The sequence below is a fragment of the Micromonospora sp. RTBAU3-60 genome (assembly GCF_054963695.1).
Window position 1 is genome coordinate 1 of sequence record NZ_JBUEGB010000026.1, and the last position, 16,556, is coordinate 16,556.

Here is a 16,556-nt window from a genome sequence, read left to right on the forward strand (position 1 = left end):
AAGGCGGTTCCGGGCGGGGAGCATCTACCGTCCAGCATCGTCAAGTCCCGCACGCGGCAGGCCGCGAAGTTCCTTGCCGCCAACGGCCGGCTGCCGGTGGACGTGTTCGAGCTGGAAGGCGTCCCGAAGGTCTCGCGGATGCTGCTGTTGGCCGCGTGTGACCGGCAGCAGGCCACCATTGAACGCAGCGACACCGACCCCAGCAGGGTGTTGCTGCGCTTGCAGTTGCCCACCCGTCCGGATCCGCGAGCCTATGCGGATTGGACGTGGGTGGCCTGCCCGATCAGCCTGCCGCCCACGGTTCCCGCGGGCGCGGTGCTGCACCTGCCCAGCCTCCGCCTCACGGGCAGACAGGTACGCGCCGATGTCGCGTACACGCACGCTGTGCCGAAGGTCCGGCGGACCGGTCACACGGTGGCGCTCGGCGTGGACTGGGGGCTGAACACTCTCCTCAGCGCCGGGGCCCTGCGGCTGCACGAGGGCGGGCGGATCACCGCGTTGGGGGCGGGTGGTCAGTTCCGGGCGGCCGGGGTCCTGGCCAAGCAGCACCGGCTGCGCCGGCACGGTGAGCGGCTGCACGCCAAAGCCGACCACTACCAACGCCTGGCCGGCCGTGATGAGCGGCATCACCTCGTCGGCAAACTGGCGGTCCTGCGCGCCGAGATCCGCCACGTCTCCGCCCGCCGCTCCAACCTCAACAACGCGCTCGCGTGGGCCGCCGCCCGCTGGGCCGTGGACCAGGCCATCGCCGCCCGGACGACCGTCATCTACGTCGAAGACCTGCGGTCGTTGGAAGCCAAGGGCATGGGCGCCACCCTCAACACCCGCCTGTCGCAGCAAGTCCGTGGGCAGATCGTCGACCGGATGCGGCACCTCGCCGCCGAGACCGGTATCGCCGTGGTCACCGTCCCCGCCCGGAACACCTCGAAGCACTGCCCGCAGTGCCTGACCCCGCTACGGCACTGTAAGGCCCCCGACCGCCCCACCACCCCAGGCTGGAAGTGGGCGATCTGCCCCCACCAGTCCTGCCACTGGCAAGGCGATCGCGACCAGGGTGCCTGGCGGCGGATCGCCGCCCGCGGCCTCACTCATCAGGCAAAGACCGTCATCGACAAGACCAGCGGGCACATGGTCATCCGCGCCGTGGTCGACAAACTCGAAACGGCAGCGGTCATCACGAAGACCCGCCGGGGGGACCGGTCGAAGGCTGGTCCCACCCGGCGCAAGCCATCACGCCCCGCGCCCAGGCGACGCAGGGCACCCTCCCCCACCCGACCCCACGGTCAGGCGGGTAAGCGTCCGGAGGGACACGCACCAACGGACCGGCCAAGGCTGCCCCGCGCAGCCCACCGACACCAAGGCGTGACAACGATCAGCACACCCACCACCGGCCACCGGCCACGCGGAGCCGCGTTGGGCGCAGGATTCCACTTCCACGCCCACGCGACCCCACCACGGTGGGAAACGATCCCGGAAACCCCATCCGACTCAGGATCGCTAAGCTGATCAGGGACGCTAGGCGTCACGGTGGGCCGGCGGCCCGCCCATCTGCCACGGGCAGAAGCGCCCCGACGACCCGGTTTCGGCGCGCTCGGTTCACGCCGGCGCGGCTGCCGCCACCAGTTCGGCCACGAACGGCTCGACGGCGGCCCGCCAGCCGGCCGGGTTGTCGTAGTGCAGCACGTGGCCGGCGCCGGGCACGAGCGCGAAGCGGCCGTCGGGGAGCAGTTCGGCCGTCTCCCGCTGCCGTTCGACCGGCTGGTCGCTCTCCGCGCCGGCCACCACGAGGGCGGGGCAGCCGACCCCTGCGAGTTCCGGCCGGTGGTCCCGGTCCGCCCAGTGCGACAGGGAGGCGAGCAGGTGCTCGGGCCGGGCCAGTGGGTGCCACCCGGCCGGGCCCTCGGCCATCACTTCCACGAAGGACTCCCCCTCCGTACGCCACTCGGCGCCGAAGTAGTCGCGCACGTCGGCCAGGGTCGGGAACGGCGCCGGCCAGTCGGCCAGCCAGCGCCGCCACCGGGCCACCAGGTCGGGCGGGGTCACCGGGCTCATGTCGGCGATCACCACCCCGCGGACCAGGTCCGGCCGGGCCGCGGCGAGCTGCCAGGCGGTGAGGCCGCCCATCGAGTGCCCAATCACCAGGGCCGGCGCCAGGCCGAGCGCCTCGATCACCGCGACCGCGTCGCCCACGTACGCCGCCCGGTCGAGTGGGCCGTCGGGCTTGTCGCTGTGGCCGTGCCCGCGGGCGTCGTAGCCGATCACCCGGCCGTGGCGGGTCAGCCATCGGGCGGTCGCGGTCCAGTTCGCGGCCCGGCCGGTGAGTCCGTGCAGCAGCAGGATGCCGGGTCCGTCACCGCCGAAGTCGACCACGTTCAGCCCCGTCCCGCCGGATCCCTCGACCCGCATGCGCTCCTCCTTATACCTCGATTCGAGGTATACCGTATCGGGGCATGCGGGCGGCGGGCAAGGCAGAATGCGGGGATGCTGGAGTTGGCGATCCTGGGGTTCCTGGGCGAGGGGCCGCTGCACGGGTACGAACTGAAGACCCGCATCTCGCGGCTCGCCGGGTATGCCCGGCCGGTGAGCGACGGCAGCCTCTATCCGGCGATCAACCGGTTGGCGCGCGCCGGCCTGGTCAGCCGGCAGCGGGAGCCGGGCGCGGCGGCGGCGCCCCGGCACACCCTCTCGCTCACCGAGGCGGGGCGGGCGGAGCTGCGGCGGCGGCTGTGCGAACCGACGGAACTGGATGTCACCGACCAGAACCGGTTCTTCAGCCTGCTCGCGTTCCTCGGGCAGTTGGCCGATCCGGCGGCGCAGGCGGCGGTGCTGGAACGGCGGCTGGCGTTTCTCGACCAGCCGGCCAGCTTCTTCTACGCCGGCGACCGACCGCAGCGCGCGGCCGAGCAGGAGGATCGATTCCGGCGCGGCATGCTGGTCATGGCCGCCGCGATCAGCCGGGCCGAGAAGGCATGGCTGCGGGAGACCATCGCCGCGCTGCGCGGGTCCGAGCAGACCCGCTGACCGGCAGGTGAGTCGACGATGGTCCGGCGTCCCTGGCGGGAACGCCGGACCATCGCCATCGCGGGCGACGCCGGGACCGGCTCGGTCAGCCGACGGCGGCCAGGTCGGTCAGCCGGGCCAGCGAGTCCTCCAGGTCGGCGCCGACCCGGCGCAGGCCGAGGCGGAGCAGGGCGGCCTTGACCGGCCCGGCGGGCCACCGTACGACGATGAGCCGCACGAGCGTCCCGCCCTCCTCCTCGTCCGGGGTCAGCTGCACGTAGATCTCGGTGCGCGCCTCGGCCCGGGCGCCAGCGCCCCTGGCCCGTTCGCGCCACCCGATCAGGGTCGGCTCCTGGTAGGCGATCACCTCGGCCTCGTGTGCCGCGCCGCGCCCGGCCTGGACCAGTTGTCGCCGGCCGAAGCCCTCCCCCGAGAGGACCTCGGCCGCGCGGACCCCCGCCAGCCAGGCCGGCAGTTGCTCGGCCCGCTGTACGACGTCCCAGACCGCTTCCACCGGCGCCATCACGTGCGCACTGCGTTCCACGAGGATCATGTCGTCTTTCCCCCACTAAGGACATCCGCGATATTACGCACTGTATGCGCAAATTCGGACTTACCCGGACGGGTTCGGAAAAGACACGCCGAAAACCCTTGCGCCACCAGGCTTCCCGGCCTATGGCGCATCATCGATCCGCGCCCTAGAGTCCCGAACACGATTCGCGTTTACGGAGGGGCGAATGACGACCGCGCCGATGCCCGAATTCCCCAGCGGATTCCGATGGGGAGTGTCCACCTCCGCGTACCAGATCGAGGGCGCGGCCGGCGCCGACGGCCGGGGAGCGTCCATCTGGGACACCTTCGCCCGCTCCCCCGGCCGGATCGTCGACGGCAGCACCGGCGACGAGGCGTGCGACCACTACCACCGGTACGCCGAGGATGTGGCGCTGCTCGCCGGGCTCGGGGTGTCCGCGTACCGGTTCTCCATCGCCTGGCCGCGGGTGCGGCCCACCGGCACGGGTACGGTCAACCCGGCCGGGCTGGACTTCTATGAGCGGCTGGTGGACGCGCTGCTCGACCGGGGTGTGGACCCGGTGGCCACCCTGTTCCACTGGGACCTGCCGCAGGCCCTGGAGGACGTCGGCGGCTGGCTCAACCGGGACACCGCCCACCGCTTCGCCGAGTACGCCGACCTGGTCGCCGCCCGCCTCGGCGACCGGGTGAAGCTCTGGATCACGCTCAACGAGCCGTTCATCCACATGAGCCTCGGGTACGGCACGGGTGTGCACGCCCCCGGCCGGATGCTGCTCTTCGACGCCTTCCCGGTGGCCCACCACCAGCTCCTCGGGCACGGCCTCGCGGTCTCCGCGCTGCGCGCCCGCAGCAGCGGCCCGGTCGCCATCGCGAACAACTACTCTCCCGTGCGGCTGGCTGGGGACACCGACGCCGACCGGGCCGCCGGGGCGGCGTACGACGCGCTGCACAACCGGCTCTTCACCGACCCGCTGCTCGGCCTCGGCTACCCGGCGGGGCTGGACTTCGACCCCGGGGTCGTCCGCGACGGGGACCTCGAGGTGATCGGCACCCCGATCGACGTGCTCGGGGTGAACTACTACAACCCGACCGGCATCCGGGCCGCCGAGCCGGGCTCGCCCCTGCCGTTCGAGATCGTGCCGCTGGACGGTTACCCGCGGACCGCCTTCGACTGGCCGGTGGCCCCGGACGGGCTGCGCGACCTGCTGCTCCAACTTGGCGGCACCTACGGGGACCGGCTGCCGCCGATCCAGGTGACCGAGGGCGGCTGCGCGTACGACGACGTGCCGGACGCCGAGGGCCGGGTGGCCGACCCGGAGCGGATCGCGTACCTGGACGCGCACCTGCGGGCAGTGCGGGAGGCGATCGATGCCGGGGTCGAGGTCACCGGGTACTTCGTCTGGTCCCTGCTGGACAACTGGGAGTGGGCCGAGGGCTTCACCAAGCGGTTCGGCCTGGTGCACGTCGACTACGCCACCCAGCGGCGTACCCCGAAATCCTCGTACGCCTGGTTCCGCGACCAGGTCGTGCGGCCGTGACCACGGTCGACCCGACGCCGGCCGCGTTGCCGGCGGCGCTGGCCGAACCGACCGTGCCGGTCCGGCGGAGCTGGATCGCACTGATCTTCGCGGCCAACCTCGGCGTCTGGATGGCCTTCTTCACCCCGATCCAGGTGCTGCTGCCGCAACAGGTGGAGCGCATCGCGCCGGGCGACAAGGAGGCCATGCTGGCGGTCGTCACCGGCCTCGGCGCGCTCGCCGCGGTCCTCGCGAACCCGCTCGCTGGGGCGTTGTCCGACCGGACCGTGCTCCGGGTGGCGAACCGGCAGTTCGGTCGGCGGCACATCTGGACGGCGTCCGGGGCGATCCTCGGCGCCCTGGCGCTGGTGCTGCTGGCCCGGCAGGACAGCATCGCCGAGGTGGCCGTCGGCTGGGTCGCCGCGCAGGTGTGCTTCAACGCGATGCTGGCCAGCCTCACCGCCGCGATTCCGGACCGGGTGCCGGTCGCCCAGCGTGGCGGCGTCTCCGGCTGGGTGGGCATCCCGCAGGCGCTCGGCCTGGTGCTCGGGGCGGTGCTGGTCACCGCCGTGGTCACCGGCAACGCCGCCGGGTACGCCGCCGTCGCCCTGGCGGTGCTGCTGCTGTCGCTGCCGTTCGCGCTGCTCACCGAGGACGACCCGCTGCCCCGGGAGCACCGGCCGGCGCTGCCGTTACGCGGGCTGCTCGCCTCGATGTGGATCAGCCCGCGCCGGCACCCGGACTTCGCCTGGGCCTGGTTCACCCGGTTCCTGGTGCAGACCGGCAACGCGCTGGGCACGCTCTACCTGCTGTACTTCCTCACCGACGGGGTGCGCGTCGCCGATCCCGAGGGCGCGCTGCTGGTGCTCATCCTGCTCTACACGCTCGGCATGATGCTGACCGCCGTGGTGGCCGGGCGGCTGTCGGACCGGTCCGGCCGGCGCAAGGTCTTCGTGATCGTCTCTGGGCTGATCATGGCGGTGGCGGCGCTGCTGCTCGCCGTGGCGCCGACCTGGCCCATGGCGGTCGCCGCCGCGCTGCTGCTCGGCGCCGGCTACGGCGTCTACCTGGCGGTCGACGCGGCGCTGATCACCCAGGTGCTGCCGGCCGCCACCGACCGGGCCAAGGACCTCGGGGTGATCAACATCGCCAACTCCGCGCCCCAGGTGCTCGGCCCGGCGCTGTCCGCCCCGATCGTGGTCCACCTGGGCGGCTACCCCACCCTGTACGCGGTCACCGCGGCGGTCACCCTGCTCGGCAGCGCCCTGGTCCTCAAGATCCGCTCGGTTCCCTGAACGGTGTCAGGAGGGGCCCTTCTACCCGCACGAGGCGGCGTTGAGAAGGGGCCCTTCCGTATTCGGTCGCGGCCGGCCGTAGGCTTGGGGGCGTGACGGTACGTGTACGCTTCGCCCCTTCCCCGACCGGTATGTTCCACGTCGGCGGCGCCCGCTCGGCCCTGCAGAACTGGATCTACGCCAAGCAGCAGGGCGGGGTGTTCGTGCTCCGCATCGAGGACACCGACGCCGCTCGCAACAAGCCCGAGTGGACCGAGGGCATCCTGTCGGCGCTCGACTGGATCGGCATCGAGCGGGGCAGCTACGAAGGCCCCTACTTCCAGTCGTCGTACGCCGGCGAGCATCGCGCCGCGGCCCTGCGGCTGTACGAGAGCGGCCGGGCGTACTACTGCGACTGCACCCGGGAGGACGTGCAGGCGCGTACCGGCTCCCAATACGCCGGTTACGACGGCTTCTGCCGGGACCGGGGGCTCGGGCCCGGCGAGGGGCGGGCGCTGCGCTTCCGTACCCCGGACGAGGGCGAGACCGTGGTGGTCGACCTGATCCGCGGCGAGCCCACCTTCGAGAACAAGCTGATCGAGGACTTCGTCATCGCCCGCAGCGACGGTTCGCCGGTGTTCCTGCTCGCCAACGTGGTCGACGACATGACCATGGGGATCACCCACGTGATCCGGGCCGAGGAGCACCTGCCCAATACCCCGAAGCAGCAGCTGCTCTGGGACGCGCTCGGGGTCAAGCCGCCGGTCTGGGCGCACGTGCCCGTGGTGGTGAACGAGAAGCGGCAGAAGCTGTCCAAGCGGCGGGACAAGGTCGCCCTGGAGGCGTACCGGGACGAGGGCTACCTCGCGGACGCGATGCGCAATTACCTGATGCTGCTCGGCTGGGCCCCCTCCGGCGACCGGGAGATCGTGCCCTGGTCGGTGATCGAGGAGGAGTTCCGGCTGGCGGAGGTGAACCCGTCCCCGGCGTTCTTCGACGAGAAGAAGCTGCGCGCGTTCAACGGCGAGTACATCCGGGCGCTCGCGGCGGAGGACTTCATCACGGAATGCCAGCCCTGGCTGACCGGCACCGGCACCATCGCCCCGCCCCCGTGGCAGCCGGAGGAGTTTGACCCGGCCGCGTTCGCCGCGGTGGCGCCGCTGGCGCAGACCCGGATCGCGGTGCTCAGCGAGATCGTGCCGAACGTCGACTTCCTCTTCCTGGCCGACCCGCTGATCGACGAGGCGGCCTGGGCGAAGGCGATGAAGGAGGGCGCGGCCGACCTGCTGGACGCGGCGATCGCCGCGTTCGAGGCGCTGGAGTCTTGGCACGCCGAGTCGCTGAAGTCCACGCTGGAGGCGGTCGGCGCGGAGCGGGGCCTGAAGCTGGGCAAGGCGCAGGCGCCGGTCCGGGTGGCGGTCACCGGACGTACCGTCGGCCTGCCGCTCTTCGAGTCCATCGAGGTGCTCGGCCGCGAGCGCACCCTGACCCGGCTGCGCGCCGCCCGGGTGCGCCTGATCTGACGTCGGATCGCGACGGGCCCGCCGGTCATCCGGCGGGCCCGTCGTCGTACGTGGGCTCAGCGGCTCGCGGAGCGGCGGCGCAGCAGCAACCCGCCGCCCAGCGCGACGAGCGCCACCACCGCCCCGAGCGCCCACCACAGGCCGGTGCCGCCGCCCTCGTCGGAGCGCGAGGCGACCGGGTCGGCGCTCGCCGCCGAGGTCGCCCCGGCGGCCGGGGTCGAGGGCGCCGCGGTGGTCGGCGACGCGCTGGCCGAGGGGGTGGCGGGGGCCGCGCCGGTGGTCAGGGTGAAGCTGACCTTCCCCTTGATCGGGTGCCCGTCGGTCGAGCCGACCTGGTACGCGACGGTGTAGACGCCGGCCGGGCCCGGGGTGAACGGCAGGCTCACCCGGTTGCCGGAGAAGGTCGGTTCGCCACCGGAGCCGGGGGCGTCGTCCGGCCCGGTCACCGTGATCTTTGTCGTACCGGGGGACAGCCTGGCCAGGAAGCGGAGTTCGATCCGCTTCGGCGCGGTCGCCACCGTGGCCCCGTCCTTCGGATCGCTGCCGGTCAGCGAGTTGTGCGCGGCGGCGGGGCTGGCCGGCAGCACCGTCGCCCCCAGCGCCACCCCGAGAACGACCAGCCAGGTACGCGCCGCACGGGCAATCCTGCCCCCCATGAGCCCCTCCGTCCGGGTACGATCCGGCCGCTGATCAACAGCCGCTCACATTAGTCGGCCGCAGATCGCAAATAGTTCCAAATACTCTTCCAGCAGCTGCAACCGAACGGCGTTCTGCGGAGTCTTTGAGGTGGGCACCGGTGCTTCTTCCGGCGGCCACCACCGTCGGCCGATCCAGCGTGACCTGCAACGGAAGCCAGCCATCGAACGGGGCGAGGAGGCGGCGATGATCCGAAGGGTGACGCGACTGCTGGCAGCCGTGGCCGGCGCGGTGCTCGCGACCACGTGCGCACTGCTCCTGACCGGCCCGGCGACGGCCCGGGCGGCGGGCCCCGGACCCAAGCTCGCACCGGCACCGGCCGGGGTGGACATCACCGGCGACCGGCTGGACCAGCCCCTGCAACTGCGCGCCGACACCCACCCCGCCGAGGTGAACGCGGTCATGGACCAGGTGAGCTGGCTGGCCAAGACCGGGCAGCAGCGCGGCCCGGAGGCGCAGGACCTCGGTCCGAAGTACACGGTCGTGGTGCTCACCGGCGGGGTGGCGGTCAAGACGTACGACCTCTACCCGCTCGCCAAGGGCGGGCCCCGGATCTACCGGCCGGCCAAGCAGCCCGACCGGAGCAAGACCCGGGCCGGCTGGTTCTTCGGCCGGCTGAACATGTCCGAGACGCTGCGTTCCGTCGGCGTGCCGCTGGAGCGGCAGTTCGACACGCTCAGCGGCGGCATCGGCGGCGGCGAGCGGGTCCTCCCGGAGGAGACGCTGAACCCGGCTCAGGACATCGACGCGGCGATGAGCGAACTCCAGCGGCTGCTGCTGCTCAACGTCGGGGTCGTGGTGGTCATCACCGCCGGGCTCGCCGGCATCGCGCTGCTGGTCCGCCGCCGCACCCGCTGAGCCGACCGCGCGGCGTCGCCGGGGGCCGGCTCAGATCTCCAGCACCACCTTGCCCCGGACGTGCCCCGCCGCCACCAGGCGCTGCGCCTCGGCCGCCTCGGTCAGCGGGAAGGTCCGGGCCACGTGCACGGTGAGCCGGTCGGCGTCGACCAGCCCGGCCAGCACACTCAGGTCGGCGGTGGACGGCTTCACGAAGAGGTAGCTGCCGCCGAGCCGGGTGACGTGCTCCGGGTCGGCGGTGGAGACCAGCCGGGCCGGCCGGGCGAGCAGTTCGGCCGAGACGTCCAGCGCCTCGCCGCCGAAGAGGTCCAGCGCCACGTCCACCCCGTCGGGCGCGACCGCGCGGATCCGGTCCAGCAGGCCGGCGCCGTAGCTGACCGGCTCGGCGCCCAGCGACCGGACGAAGTCGTGGTTGGCCTCGCTGGCCGTGCCGATCACCTTGCCGGCGCCGAGCGCCCGGGCCAACTGCACCGCCAGGTGCCCCACTCCGCCGGACGCGCCGTGCACCAGGACCGTGTCGTTGGCGCCGGTCCGGGCCAGCTGCAACGCCTGGTACGCGGTCAGCCCGGCCAGCGGCAGGGCACCCGCCTCCGCCCAGGACGCCTGGACCGGCTTGTCGGCGAGGCACCGCTCCGGAGCGGGCACCAGCTCCGCGTACGTGCCGTACTGGACGTCGTCGCGCCGGACGTACCCGATCACCTCGTCGCCCACCGCGAAGCCGGTCACCGCGGGGCCGACCGCCTCCACCACGCCGGCCGCGTCCCAGCCGGGCACCAGCGGGAAGTGCGCCGGCATGGCACCGGCCAGGTGGCCCTCGCGGACCTTCCAGTCGACCGGGTTCACCCCGGCGGTGCGCACCCGGATCAGCACCGTGTCCGGCCCGACCGGCGGGGTGGGCAGCTCCCGCAGGGTGAGCTGGTCCGCCGAGCCGTACGCGTCGATCGCGATCGCCTTCACGGTGCCCACGCTAGCGGTGAACCTCAGCCGGGCTGGCCGGCCAGGCAAATTGGGGTCAGCACCAGCGGCGCGGGGGCCGCTCGCGGCGGACCACCCGGTTGCGCGGCCGCACCGCGCCGTGCCGGTGGGCGCCCGCCCAGCCGGACAGGTCGCTGCGGCAGCCCTGGCTGGGCGCCGGCTCGGGCAGGGCCGGCTCGGCGGCCCGCTGCCGCGGCGCGGGCGCGTCGTCCTCCCCGCGCTCCGGCCCCCAGCAGGCGGCCGTCTCGGCCGGATGCGGCAGGCCGGCCCGTCTCGGGTGCTTGGCGGACGCCGGCTGTTCGTGGCCCGGCCGGCCGGGCTCGCCCTGGGCGCAGCCGTGTTCGGCCTCCCCGTGCGCCATCCCGGTCTCCTCACCTTCGCCATCGCCCGTCGGGCGGTCACCCCGACGTGCTCTGACACCGTACTGGCCGGGCCCGACGGGCTGGACGGCGCGTACCCGTGGAGATCAGCTGCGGCCCGGGTCAGGCCCGGCGGGCGGCGTCCAGGTCGGCGCGGGTGAGCAGGGCCCGCAGGCTGATCCCGTGCGCGGCCAGCGCCTCGGCCCCGCCCTCGCCCCGGTCGATCACGCAGAGGGCGTGCGCGACCGTCGCCCCCAGCTCGCGGAGCTGGCCGGTGGAGATCACCACCTGGCCGCCCGAGGTCACCACGTCCTCGACCACCAGCACCCGCCGGCCGGCGACCTCCGCGCCCTCCGCCAGCCGCGCCGTCCCGTACGCCTTGGCGGTCTTGCGGACGAAGGCGCACGGCAGCCCGACGTGCCGGGCCAGTGCGGTGACCACGGGGATGCCGCCGAGTTCCAGGCCGGCCAGCACCTCGGTGCCGGGCGGGACCAGCTCGGCCAGCCCGGCCGCCACCCGGTCCAGCAGCACCGGGTCGGCCTCGAACCGGTACTTGTCGAAGTACTCGTCGGCGATCCGGCCGGACCGGAGCACGAACTGCCCGGTGAGCCGGCAGCGGGCGGCGATGTCGCGGGCGAGGTCCGCCGCGGGCGAGGGGTCGGTCACAGGAGATCATTGTGGCATCGCGCCGCATGGCGGTCCGGCCGCCGCGACCCTCGGTGTGCACGCCCAGGTCAGGCCGTGTCAGGCTAAGGCGGTGAGCGAACCGGGCGGCACCGAACTGTCGGCCACGCTGCGCCGGATCGAACGCGCGGCGGGCGCGTTGGCCACCGCGAGCGTGGCCCGGATGGACGAGGCGCTGCCCTGGTTCCGGGAGCTGCCGGCGGACCAGCGGTCCTGGGTCATGCTGGTCGCCCAGGCCGGCGTCCGGTCCCTGGTGCAGTGGCTGCACCAGGGCGGCGGCGCGACCGACAGCACCCAGGAGGTGTCGGACGAGGTCTTCGCCGCCGCGCCGCAGGCCCTGGCCCGCTCGATCAGCCTCCAGCAGACCGTCGCGCTGATCAAGGTGACCATCGAGGTGGTCGAGGAGCAGGTGGCGCACCTGGCCGCCGAGGGCGAGGAGCAGCCGCTGCGGGAGGCGGTGCTGCGCTTCTCCCGGGAGATCGCCTTCGCCGCCGCCCGGGTGTACGCCCGCGCCGCCGAGTCACGCGGCTCGTGGGACGCCCGGCTCCAGGCGCTGCTGGTGGACGCGCTGCTGCGCGGCGACTCGCCGGACGTGCTGGCCAGCCGGGCGGCGGCACTGGGCTGGACCGACGCGCCCCCGGTGGCGGTCGCGGTCGGCCGGTCCCCCGGCGGCGAGGTGGCCGCCGTGCTGCACACCGTCTACCGGCAGGCTCGCCGGATCGGGGTCGAGGTGATCGGCGGCGTGCACGGCGACCGGCTGGTCATCGTGCTCGGCGGGGCGGCGGACCCGGTGACCGCGACGGACATGCTGCTGACCGCTTTCGGGGAGGGGCCGGTGGTGGTGGGCCCGGCCGTACCCAGCCTGGACGAGGCGACGGACTCGGCGCGGGCCGCGCTGGCCGGGTTCCGCGCGGCGCCGGCCTGGCCGACCGCGCCCCGCCCGGTGCCCGCCGCCGACCTGCTGCCCGAGCGGGCCCTGGCCGGCGACGCCGAGGCCCGCCGCCGGTTGCGCCACGACGTGTACGCGGCGCTGGTCCGCGCCGGGGGCGAACTGCTGGAGACCCTGGACGCCTTCTTCGCCGCCGGCGGCACGCTGGAGAGCGCCGCCCGGGCCCTCTTCGTGCACCCCAACACGGTGCGCTACCGGCTCAAGCGGGTCGCCGAGGTGACCGGGTTCTCGCCGCTCGCGCCGCGCGACGCGTTCGCCCTGCAGGTGGCGCTGACCGTGGGTCGGCTCGACCCGGTGGTCCCGGCCGTCGCACCGGTCCCGAGCCAGACAATGGCCGCAGGGGTCAGGAAAACATCACACACAGGTGATGATCGCCGCCGATTTTTGTAGGTTTCCTCTAAAGCTTCTAGTACGGTTTGGTGCCGTGCGTTACAGCGCGACTCGCGAGTATCCGTCAGAGTCGTAGACGTGCTCGCCGTTCTCTCACCCGGACAGGGTTCCCAGAAACCCGGCTTCCTGACTCCCTGGCTCGACCTGCCGGGCGCCGAGGCGCGCCTGCGCTGGTGGTCCGCGCTGGCCGGCGTCGACCTGGTCCGCCTCGGCACCCAGGCGGACGCGGACGAGATCAAGGACACCGCCCGCACGCAGCCGCTGCTCGTCGCGGCCGCGCTGCTCGCCGCGGAGCACCTGCCGATGTACGACGTCGCGCTCGTCGCCGGGCACAGCGTCGGCGAGCTGGGCGCCGCCGCCCTGGCCGGGGTGCTGCCCGCCGAGGCGGCCGTGACCCTCGCCGGCGTACGCGGCCGGGAGATGGCCGCCGCCTGCGCGCTGGAGCCGACCGGGATGGCCGCCGTGCTCGGCGGCGACCCGGCCGAGGTGCTCGCCGCCATCGAGGCGCACGGGCTGCACCCGGCCAACCGCAACGGCACCGGCCAGGTCGTCGCCGCGGGCGCGGTGGCCGGCCTGGAGAAGCTGGCCGCCGAGCCGCCCGCGAAGGCCCGGGTCATCCGGCTCCAGGTCGCCGGCGCCTTCCACACCCCGTACATGGCCCCGGCCGAGGCCGCCCTGGCCGCCGTGGCCGGCGGTATCGTGCCGGCCGACCCGGCCCGGATCCTGCTCTCCAACCTGGACGGCGCCGCGGTCAACCACCGCCGGGAGCTGGTGCAGCGGCTGGTCCGACAGGTCACCGCCCCGGTCCGCTGGGACCTGTGCATGCGGACCCTGGCCGACCTCGGGGTCACCGGCGTGATCGAGCTGCCGCCGGCCGGCACCCTGGCCGGCCTGGTCAAGCGGGAGCTCAAGGGCGAGGGTGCGCCCGAGATCGTCACCCTGAACACCCCCGACGACCTGCCCGCCGCGCGGGACCTGATCGCCCGGCACAGCGGCCCGGGCGGTCACGAGCCGGTGATCCAGTTCCGGGTGGTGGTCTCCCCCGCCGCCGGGACCTTCGAGCCGCTGACCGACCTGGCCGAGGGCGTCGACCTGCGCACCGGTCAGGTCATCGGCCACGTCGCGACCCGGCAGGGGCCGGTCGAGGTGACCGCGCACCACAGCGGGCTGCTCACCGAGTGGCTCGCCCACCACAACGACCCGGTCGCCCCGGGCCAGCCCCTCGCCCGCATCGGAGGACAGGCATGACCGCCAGCAAAATCGTGGCGATGGGGCACTACCAGCCCTCCCGCGTGGTGACCAACGACGACATCGCGCAGCTGGTCGACACCAACGACGAGTGGATCCGGGACCGGGTCGGCATCGTCACCCGGCGGATCGCCGGTGACGAGACGGTGGCCGACATGGCCACGGCCGCGGCCGGCAAGGCGCTGGCCAACTCCGGCCTGAGCGCCGCCGACATCGACCTCGTCGTGGTCGCCACCTGCACCTCGGTCGACCGCAGCCCGAACGTGGCCTGCCGGGTCGCCGCGAAGCTGGGCATCACCGCCCCGGCCGCGTACGACATCAACACCGCGTGCTCGGGCTTCGCCTACGCGCTGGGCACGGTCGACCACGCAATCCGGGCCGGGGTGGCGCGCAACGCGATCGTCATCGGCGCGGAGAAGCTGTCCGAATTCACCGACTGGACCGACCGCTCGACCTGCATCATCTTCGGCGACGGCGCCGGGGCCGCGGTGGTCACCGCGACCGCCGAGGGCGAGCCGGCCGGGGTCGGGCCGGTGGTCTGGGGCTCGGTGCCGGAGAAGAGCGACGCGGTCCGGATCGAGGGCTGGCGGCCGTACATCGCGCAGGAGGGGCAGGCCGTGTTCCGCTGGGCCACCACCGCGCTGGCGCCGCTCGCGCTGGAGGCCTGCGAGAAGGCCGGGGTGGCCCCGTCCGAGCTGGCCGCGTTCGTGCCGCACCAGGCCAACGGCCGGATCATCGACGGCATCGCCAAGCGGCTGAACATCCCCGATGCGGTCATCGCGAAGGACATCGTCGAGTCCGGCAACACGTCGGCGGCGAGCATCCCGCTGGCCCTGTCCAAGCTGGTCGAGCGGCGTGAGGTGCCGGCGGGCGGGCCGGTGCTGCTGTTCGGCTTCGGCGGCGGTCTGACCTACGCCGGTCAGGTCGTCCGCTGCCCCTGAAGACCCCCTCGGGCGCGAGCGCGCCGAGGAGTGACGACCGGCGTCGCCGGCCGTCGAGTGAACCCCCGATGAGAGGAACCAACCGCAATGACCCGTGACGAGATCACCGCCGGCCTCGCCGAGATCCTCGAAGAGGTTGCCGGGGTGAACCCGGACGACGTGGCCGAGGGGAAGTCCTTCACCGACGACCTCGACGTCGACTCGCTCTCCATGGTGGAGGTCGTGGTGGCGGCCGAGGAGAAGTTCGGCGTCAAGATCCCGGACAACGAGGTGCAGAACCTGAAGACCGTCGGGGACGCCGTCAGCTACATCGAGGCGCAGTCCTGATCATGAGTCGCCCCGACGTCGTCGTCACCGGGCTCGGCGCGACGACCCCGCTCGGCGGGGACGTCGCGTCGACCTGGGACGCCATGCTCGCCGGCCGCTCCGGGGTGAGTGCGCTCACCCAGGAGTGGGCGGCGCAACTGACGGTCCGGATCGCGGCCCAGCTCGCCGTCGAGCCCACCGAGGTGCTGGACCGGGTCAAGCTGCGCCGGCTGGACCGGTCCGAGGCGATCGCGCTCATCGCGGCCCAGCAGGCCTGGGCCGACGCCGGGTTGGCCGACGCCGGGCTGGACCCGGAGCGGCTGGCGGTCAGCGTCGGCTCCGGCATCGGCGGGGCCACCACCCTGCTCGCCCAGGACGACATCCTGGAGGCCTCCGGCCCGCGGCGGGTCTCCCCGCACACCGTGCCGATGCTGATGCCGAACGGCCCGGCCGCCTGGGTCGGGTTGGAGCTGGGCGCCAAGGCCGGGGTGCACTCGGTGGCCAGCGCGTGCGCGACCGGCGCGGAGGCGATCGCGCTCGGGCTGGACATCATCCGCGCCGGCCGGGCCGACGTGGTGGTGGCCGGCGGCACCGAGGCGGTCATCCACCCGCTGCCGATCGCCGGTTTCGCCTCGATGCGGGCCATGTCGACCCGCAACGACGAGCCGGAGAAGGCCTCCCGGCCGTGGGACAAGGGCCGCGACGGCTTCGTGCTCGGTGAGGGCGCGGGCGTGGTGGTCCTGGAGCGCGCCGACCACGCCGCAGCCCGCGGCGCCCGGGTGTACGCCCGGCTCGCCGGCGCCGGCATCACCTCGGACGCGTACGACATCGTGCAGCCGCACGCCGAGGGCGAGGGCGCGATCCGGGCAATCGGGAAGGCGATCGCCGACGCGGATGTCGCCAAGATGGACATCGTGCACGTCAACGCGCACGCCACCTCGACCCCGGTCGGCGACATGCTGGAGATCGGCGCCCTGCGCAAGGCGCTGGGCGACCACCCCGTGCTGTCGGCCACCAAGTCGATGACCGGGCACCTGCTCGGCGCGGCCGGGGCGCTGGAGTCCATCGCCACCATCCTGTCCATCCGGGACGGTGTGGTACCTCCGACGATCAACCTCGACGACCCGGACGACGGCCTCACGTTGGAGGTGGCCGCGCACAAGGCGCGCCACATGGAGGTCCCCGCCGCGCTGAACAACGCGTTCGGCTTCGGCGGCCACAACGTGGCGCTCGTCTTCACGCGGGCCTGACCCCTCTGCCCCTGGAGGCATCCGTGACCACCACCGCCGTCGGCACGGACAACTC

17 protein-coding genes are annotated in these 16,556 nt (G+C 73.6%); 11 read left to right on the top strand and 6 right to left on the bottom strand.

Translation table 11 applies throughout. The features are described from left to right. On the top strand, positions 1–1,506 hold a 1,506-nt coding region (locus ACY34I_RS23515), incomplete at its 5' end, for a zinc ribbon domain-containing protein (RefSeq protein ID WP_462757224.1). A gap of 90 nt (positions 1,507–1,596) precedes the next feature. Here ACY34I_RS23515 and ACY34I_RS23520 read toward each other — a convergent pair. Beyond that, a complete protein-coding gene (locus ACY34I_RS23520; protein ID WP_462757225.1) occupies positions 1,597–2,406 on the bottom strand; it encodes an alpha/beta fold hydrolase in 810 nt (269 codons plus the stop codon). A gap of 75 nt (positions 2,407–2,481) precedes the next feature. Here ACY34I_RS23520 and ACY34I_RS23525 point away from each other — a divergent pair, with 75 nt between their 5' ends. Further along, positions 2,482–3,021, top strand: a complete 540-nt coding sequence (locus tag ACY34I_RS23525; RefSeq protein ID WP_462757226.1) for a PadR family transcriptional regulator — start codon at positions 2,482–2,484, stop codon at positions 3,019–3,021. 85 nt (positions 3,022–3,106) lie between these two features. Here the strand turns inward: ACY34I_RS23525 and ACY34I_RS23530 are convergent, their stop codons facing one another. Beyond that, entirely contained in the window at positions 3,107–3,553 is a 447-nt protein-coding gene (locus ACY34I_RS23530; RefSeq protein ID WP_148794552.1) for an SRPBCC family protein, read from the bottom strand. A 184-nt stretch (positions 3,554–3,737) separates the two neighbouring features. On the opposite strand from ACY34I_RS23530, the gene ACY34I_RS23535 reads away from it, so the two are divergent. From ACY34I_RS23535 to gltX, 3 genes are all read left to right on the top strand, one after another. Further along, positions 3,738–5,069, top strand: a complete 1,332-nt coding sequence (locus ACY34I_RS23535; protein WP_462757227.1) for a GH1 family beta-glucosidase — start codon at positions 3,738–3,740, stop codon at positions 5,067–5,069. Further along, positions 5,066–6,343: an MFS transporter gene (locus tag ACY34I_RS23540; protein WP_462757228.1), complete on the top strand. Its 1,278-nt coding sequence runs from the start codon at positions 5,066–5,068 to the stop codon at positions 6,341–6,343. The genes ACY34I_RS23535 and ACY34I_RS23540 overlap by 4 nt, the downstream gene beginning before the upstream one ends. A gap of 92 nt (positions 6,344–6,435) precedes the next feature. Next, entirely contained in the window at positions 6,436–7,845 is a 1,410-nt protein-coding gene (gltX, locus tag ACY34I_RS23545) for a glutamate--tRNA ligase (RefSeq protein WP_462757229.1), read from the top strand. 56 nt (positions 7,846–7,901) lie between these two features. Here the strand turns inward: gltX and ACY34I_RS23550 are convergent, their stop codons facing one another. Next, positions 7,902–8,501, bottom strand: coding sequence for a copper resistance CopC family protein (locus ACY34I_RS23550; protein WP_462757230.1), 600 nt, complete (start codon positions 8,499–8,501; stop codon positions 7,902–7,904). A 226-nt stretch (positions 8,502–8,727) separates the two neighbouring features. Between ACY34I_RS23550 and ACY34I_RS23555 the strand changes: the two genes are divergently transcribed. Beyond that, a complete protein-coding gene (locus tag ACY34I_RS23555) occupies positions 8,728–9,399 on the top strand; it encodes a hypothetical protein (RefSeq protein ID WP_462757231.1) in 672 nt (223 codons plus the stop codon). 30 nt (positions 9,400–9,429) lie between these two features. On the opposite strand, the gene ACY34I_RS23560 is transcribed toward ACY34I_RS23555, so the two are convergent. From ACY34I_RS23560 to pyrE, 3 genes are all read right to left on the bottom strand, one after another. Then, positions 9,430–10,356 carry an NADP-dependent oxidoreductase gene (locus ACY34I_RS23560; RefSeq protein WP_462757232.1) on the bottom strand — a complete coding sequence of 309 codons (927 nt, stop codon included), beginning with the start codon at positions 10,354–10,356 and terminating at the stop codon, positions 9,430–9,432. Positions 10,357–10,411: 55 nt separating this feature from the next. Next, entirely contained in the window at positions 10,412–10,735 is a 324-nt protein-coding gene (locus ACY34I_RS23565) for a hypothetical protein (RefSeq protein ID WP_148794540.1), read from the bottom strand. 121 nt (positions 10,736–10,856) lie between these two features. Continuing rightward, positions 10,857–11,399, bottom strand: a complete 543-nt coding sequence (pyrE, locus tag ACY34I_RS23570) for an orotate phosphoribosyltransferase (protein ID WP_462757233.1) — start codon at positions 11,397–11,399, stop codon at positions 10,857–10,859. Between pyrE and ACY34I_RS23575 the strand changes: the two genes are divergently transcribed. The 5 genes from ACY34I_RS23575 to fabF all read left to right on the top strand — a co-directional run bounded on the left by ACY34I_RS23575 (position 11,359) and on the right by fabF (position 16,501). After that, entirely contained in the window at positions 11,359–12,756 is a 1,398-nt protein-coding gene (locus ACY34I_RS23575; protein ID WP_370517883.1) for a PucR family transcriptional regulator, read from the top strand. The two genes, pyrE and ACY34I_RS23575, sit on opposite strands and share 41 nt — an antisense overlap. Before the next feature lie 78 nt (positions 12,757–12,834). Next, positions 12,835–14,004, top strand: a complete 1,170-nt coding sequence (locus ACY34I_RS23580; protein ID WP_462757234.1) for an acyltransferase domain-containing protein — start codon at positions 12,835–12,837, stop codon at positions 14,002–14,004. After that, positions 14,001–14,945: a beta-ketoacyl-ACP synthase III gene (locus ACY34I_RS23585; RefSeq protein WP_462757235.1), complete on the top strand. Its 945-nt coding sequence runs from the start codon at positions 14,001–14,003 to the stop codon at positions 14,943–14,945. The genes ACY34I_RS23580 and ACY34I_RS23585 overlap by 4 nt, the downstream gene beginning before the upstream one ends. Positions 14,946–15,032: 87 nt before the next feature. Then, positions 15,033–15,272, top strand: a complete 240-nt coding sequence (locus tag ACY34I_RS23590) for an acyl carrier protein (protein WP_007072348.1) — start codon at positions 15,033–15,035, stop codon at positions 15,270–15,272. Positions 15,273–15,274: 2 nt separating this feature from the next. Further along, positions 15,275–16,501: a beta-ketoacyl-ACP synthase II gene (gene fabF, locus ACY34I_RS23595; protein WP_148794531.1), complete on the top strand. Its 1,227-nt coding sequence runs from the start codon at positions 15,275–15,277 to the stop codon at positions 16,499–16,501. The last annotated feature ends 55 nt before the right edge of the window (positions 16,502–16,556 follow it).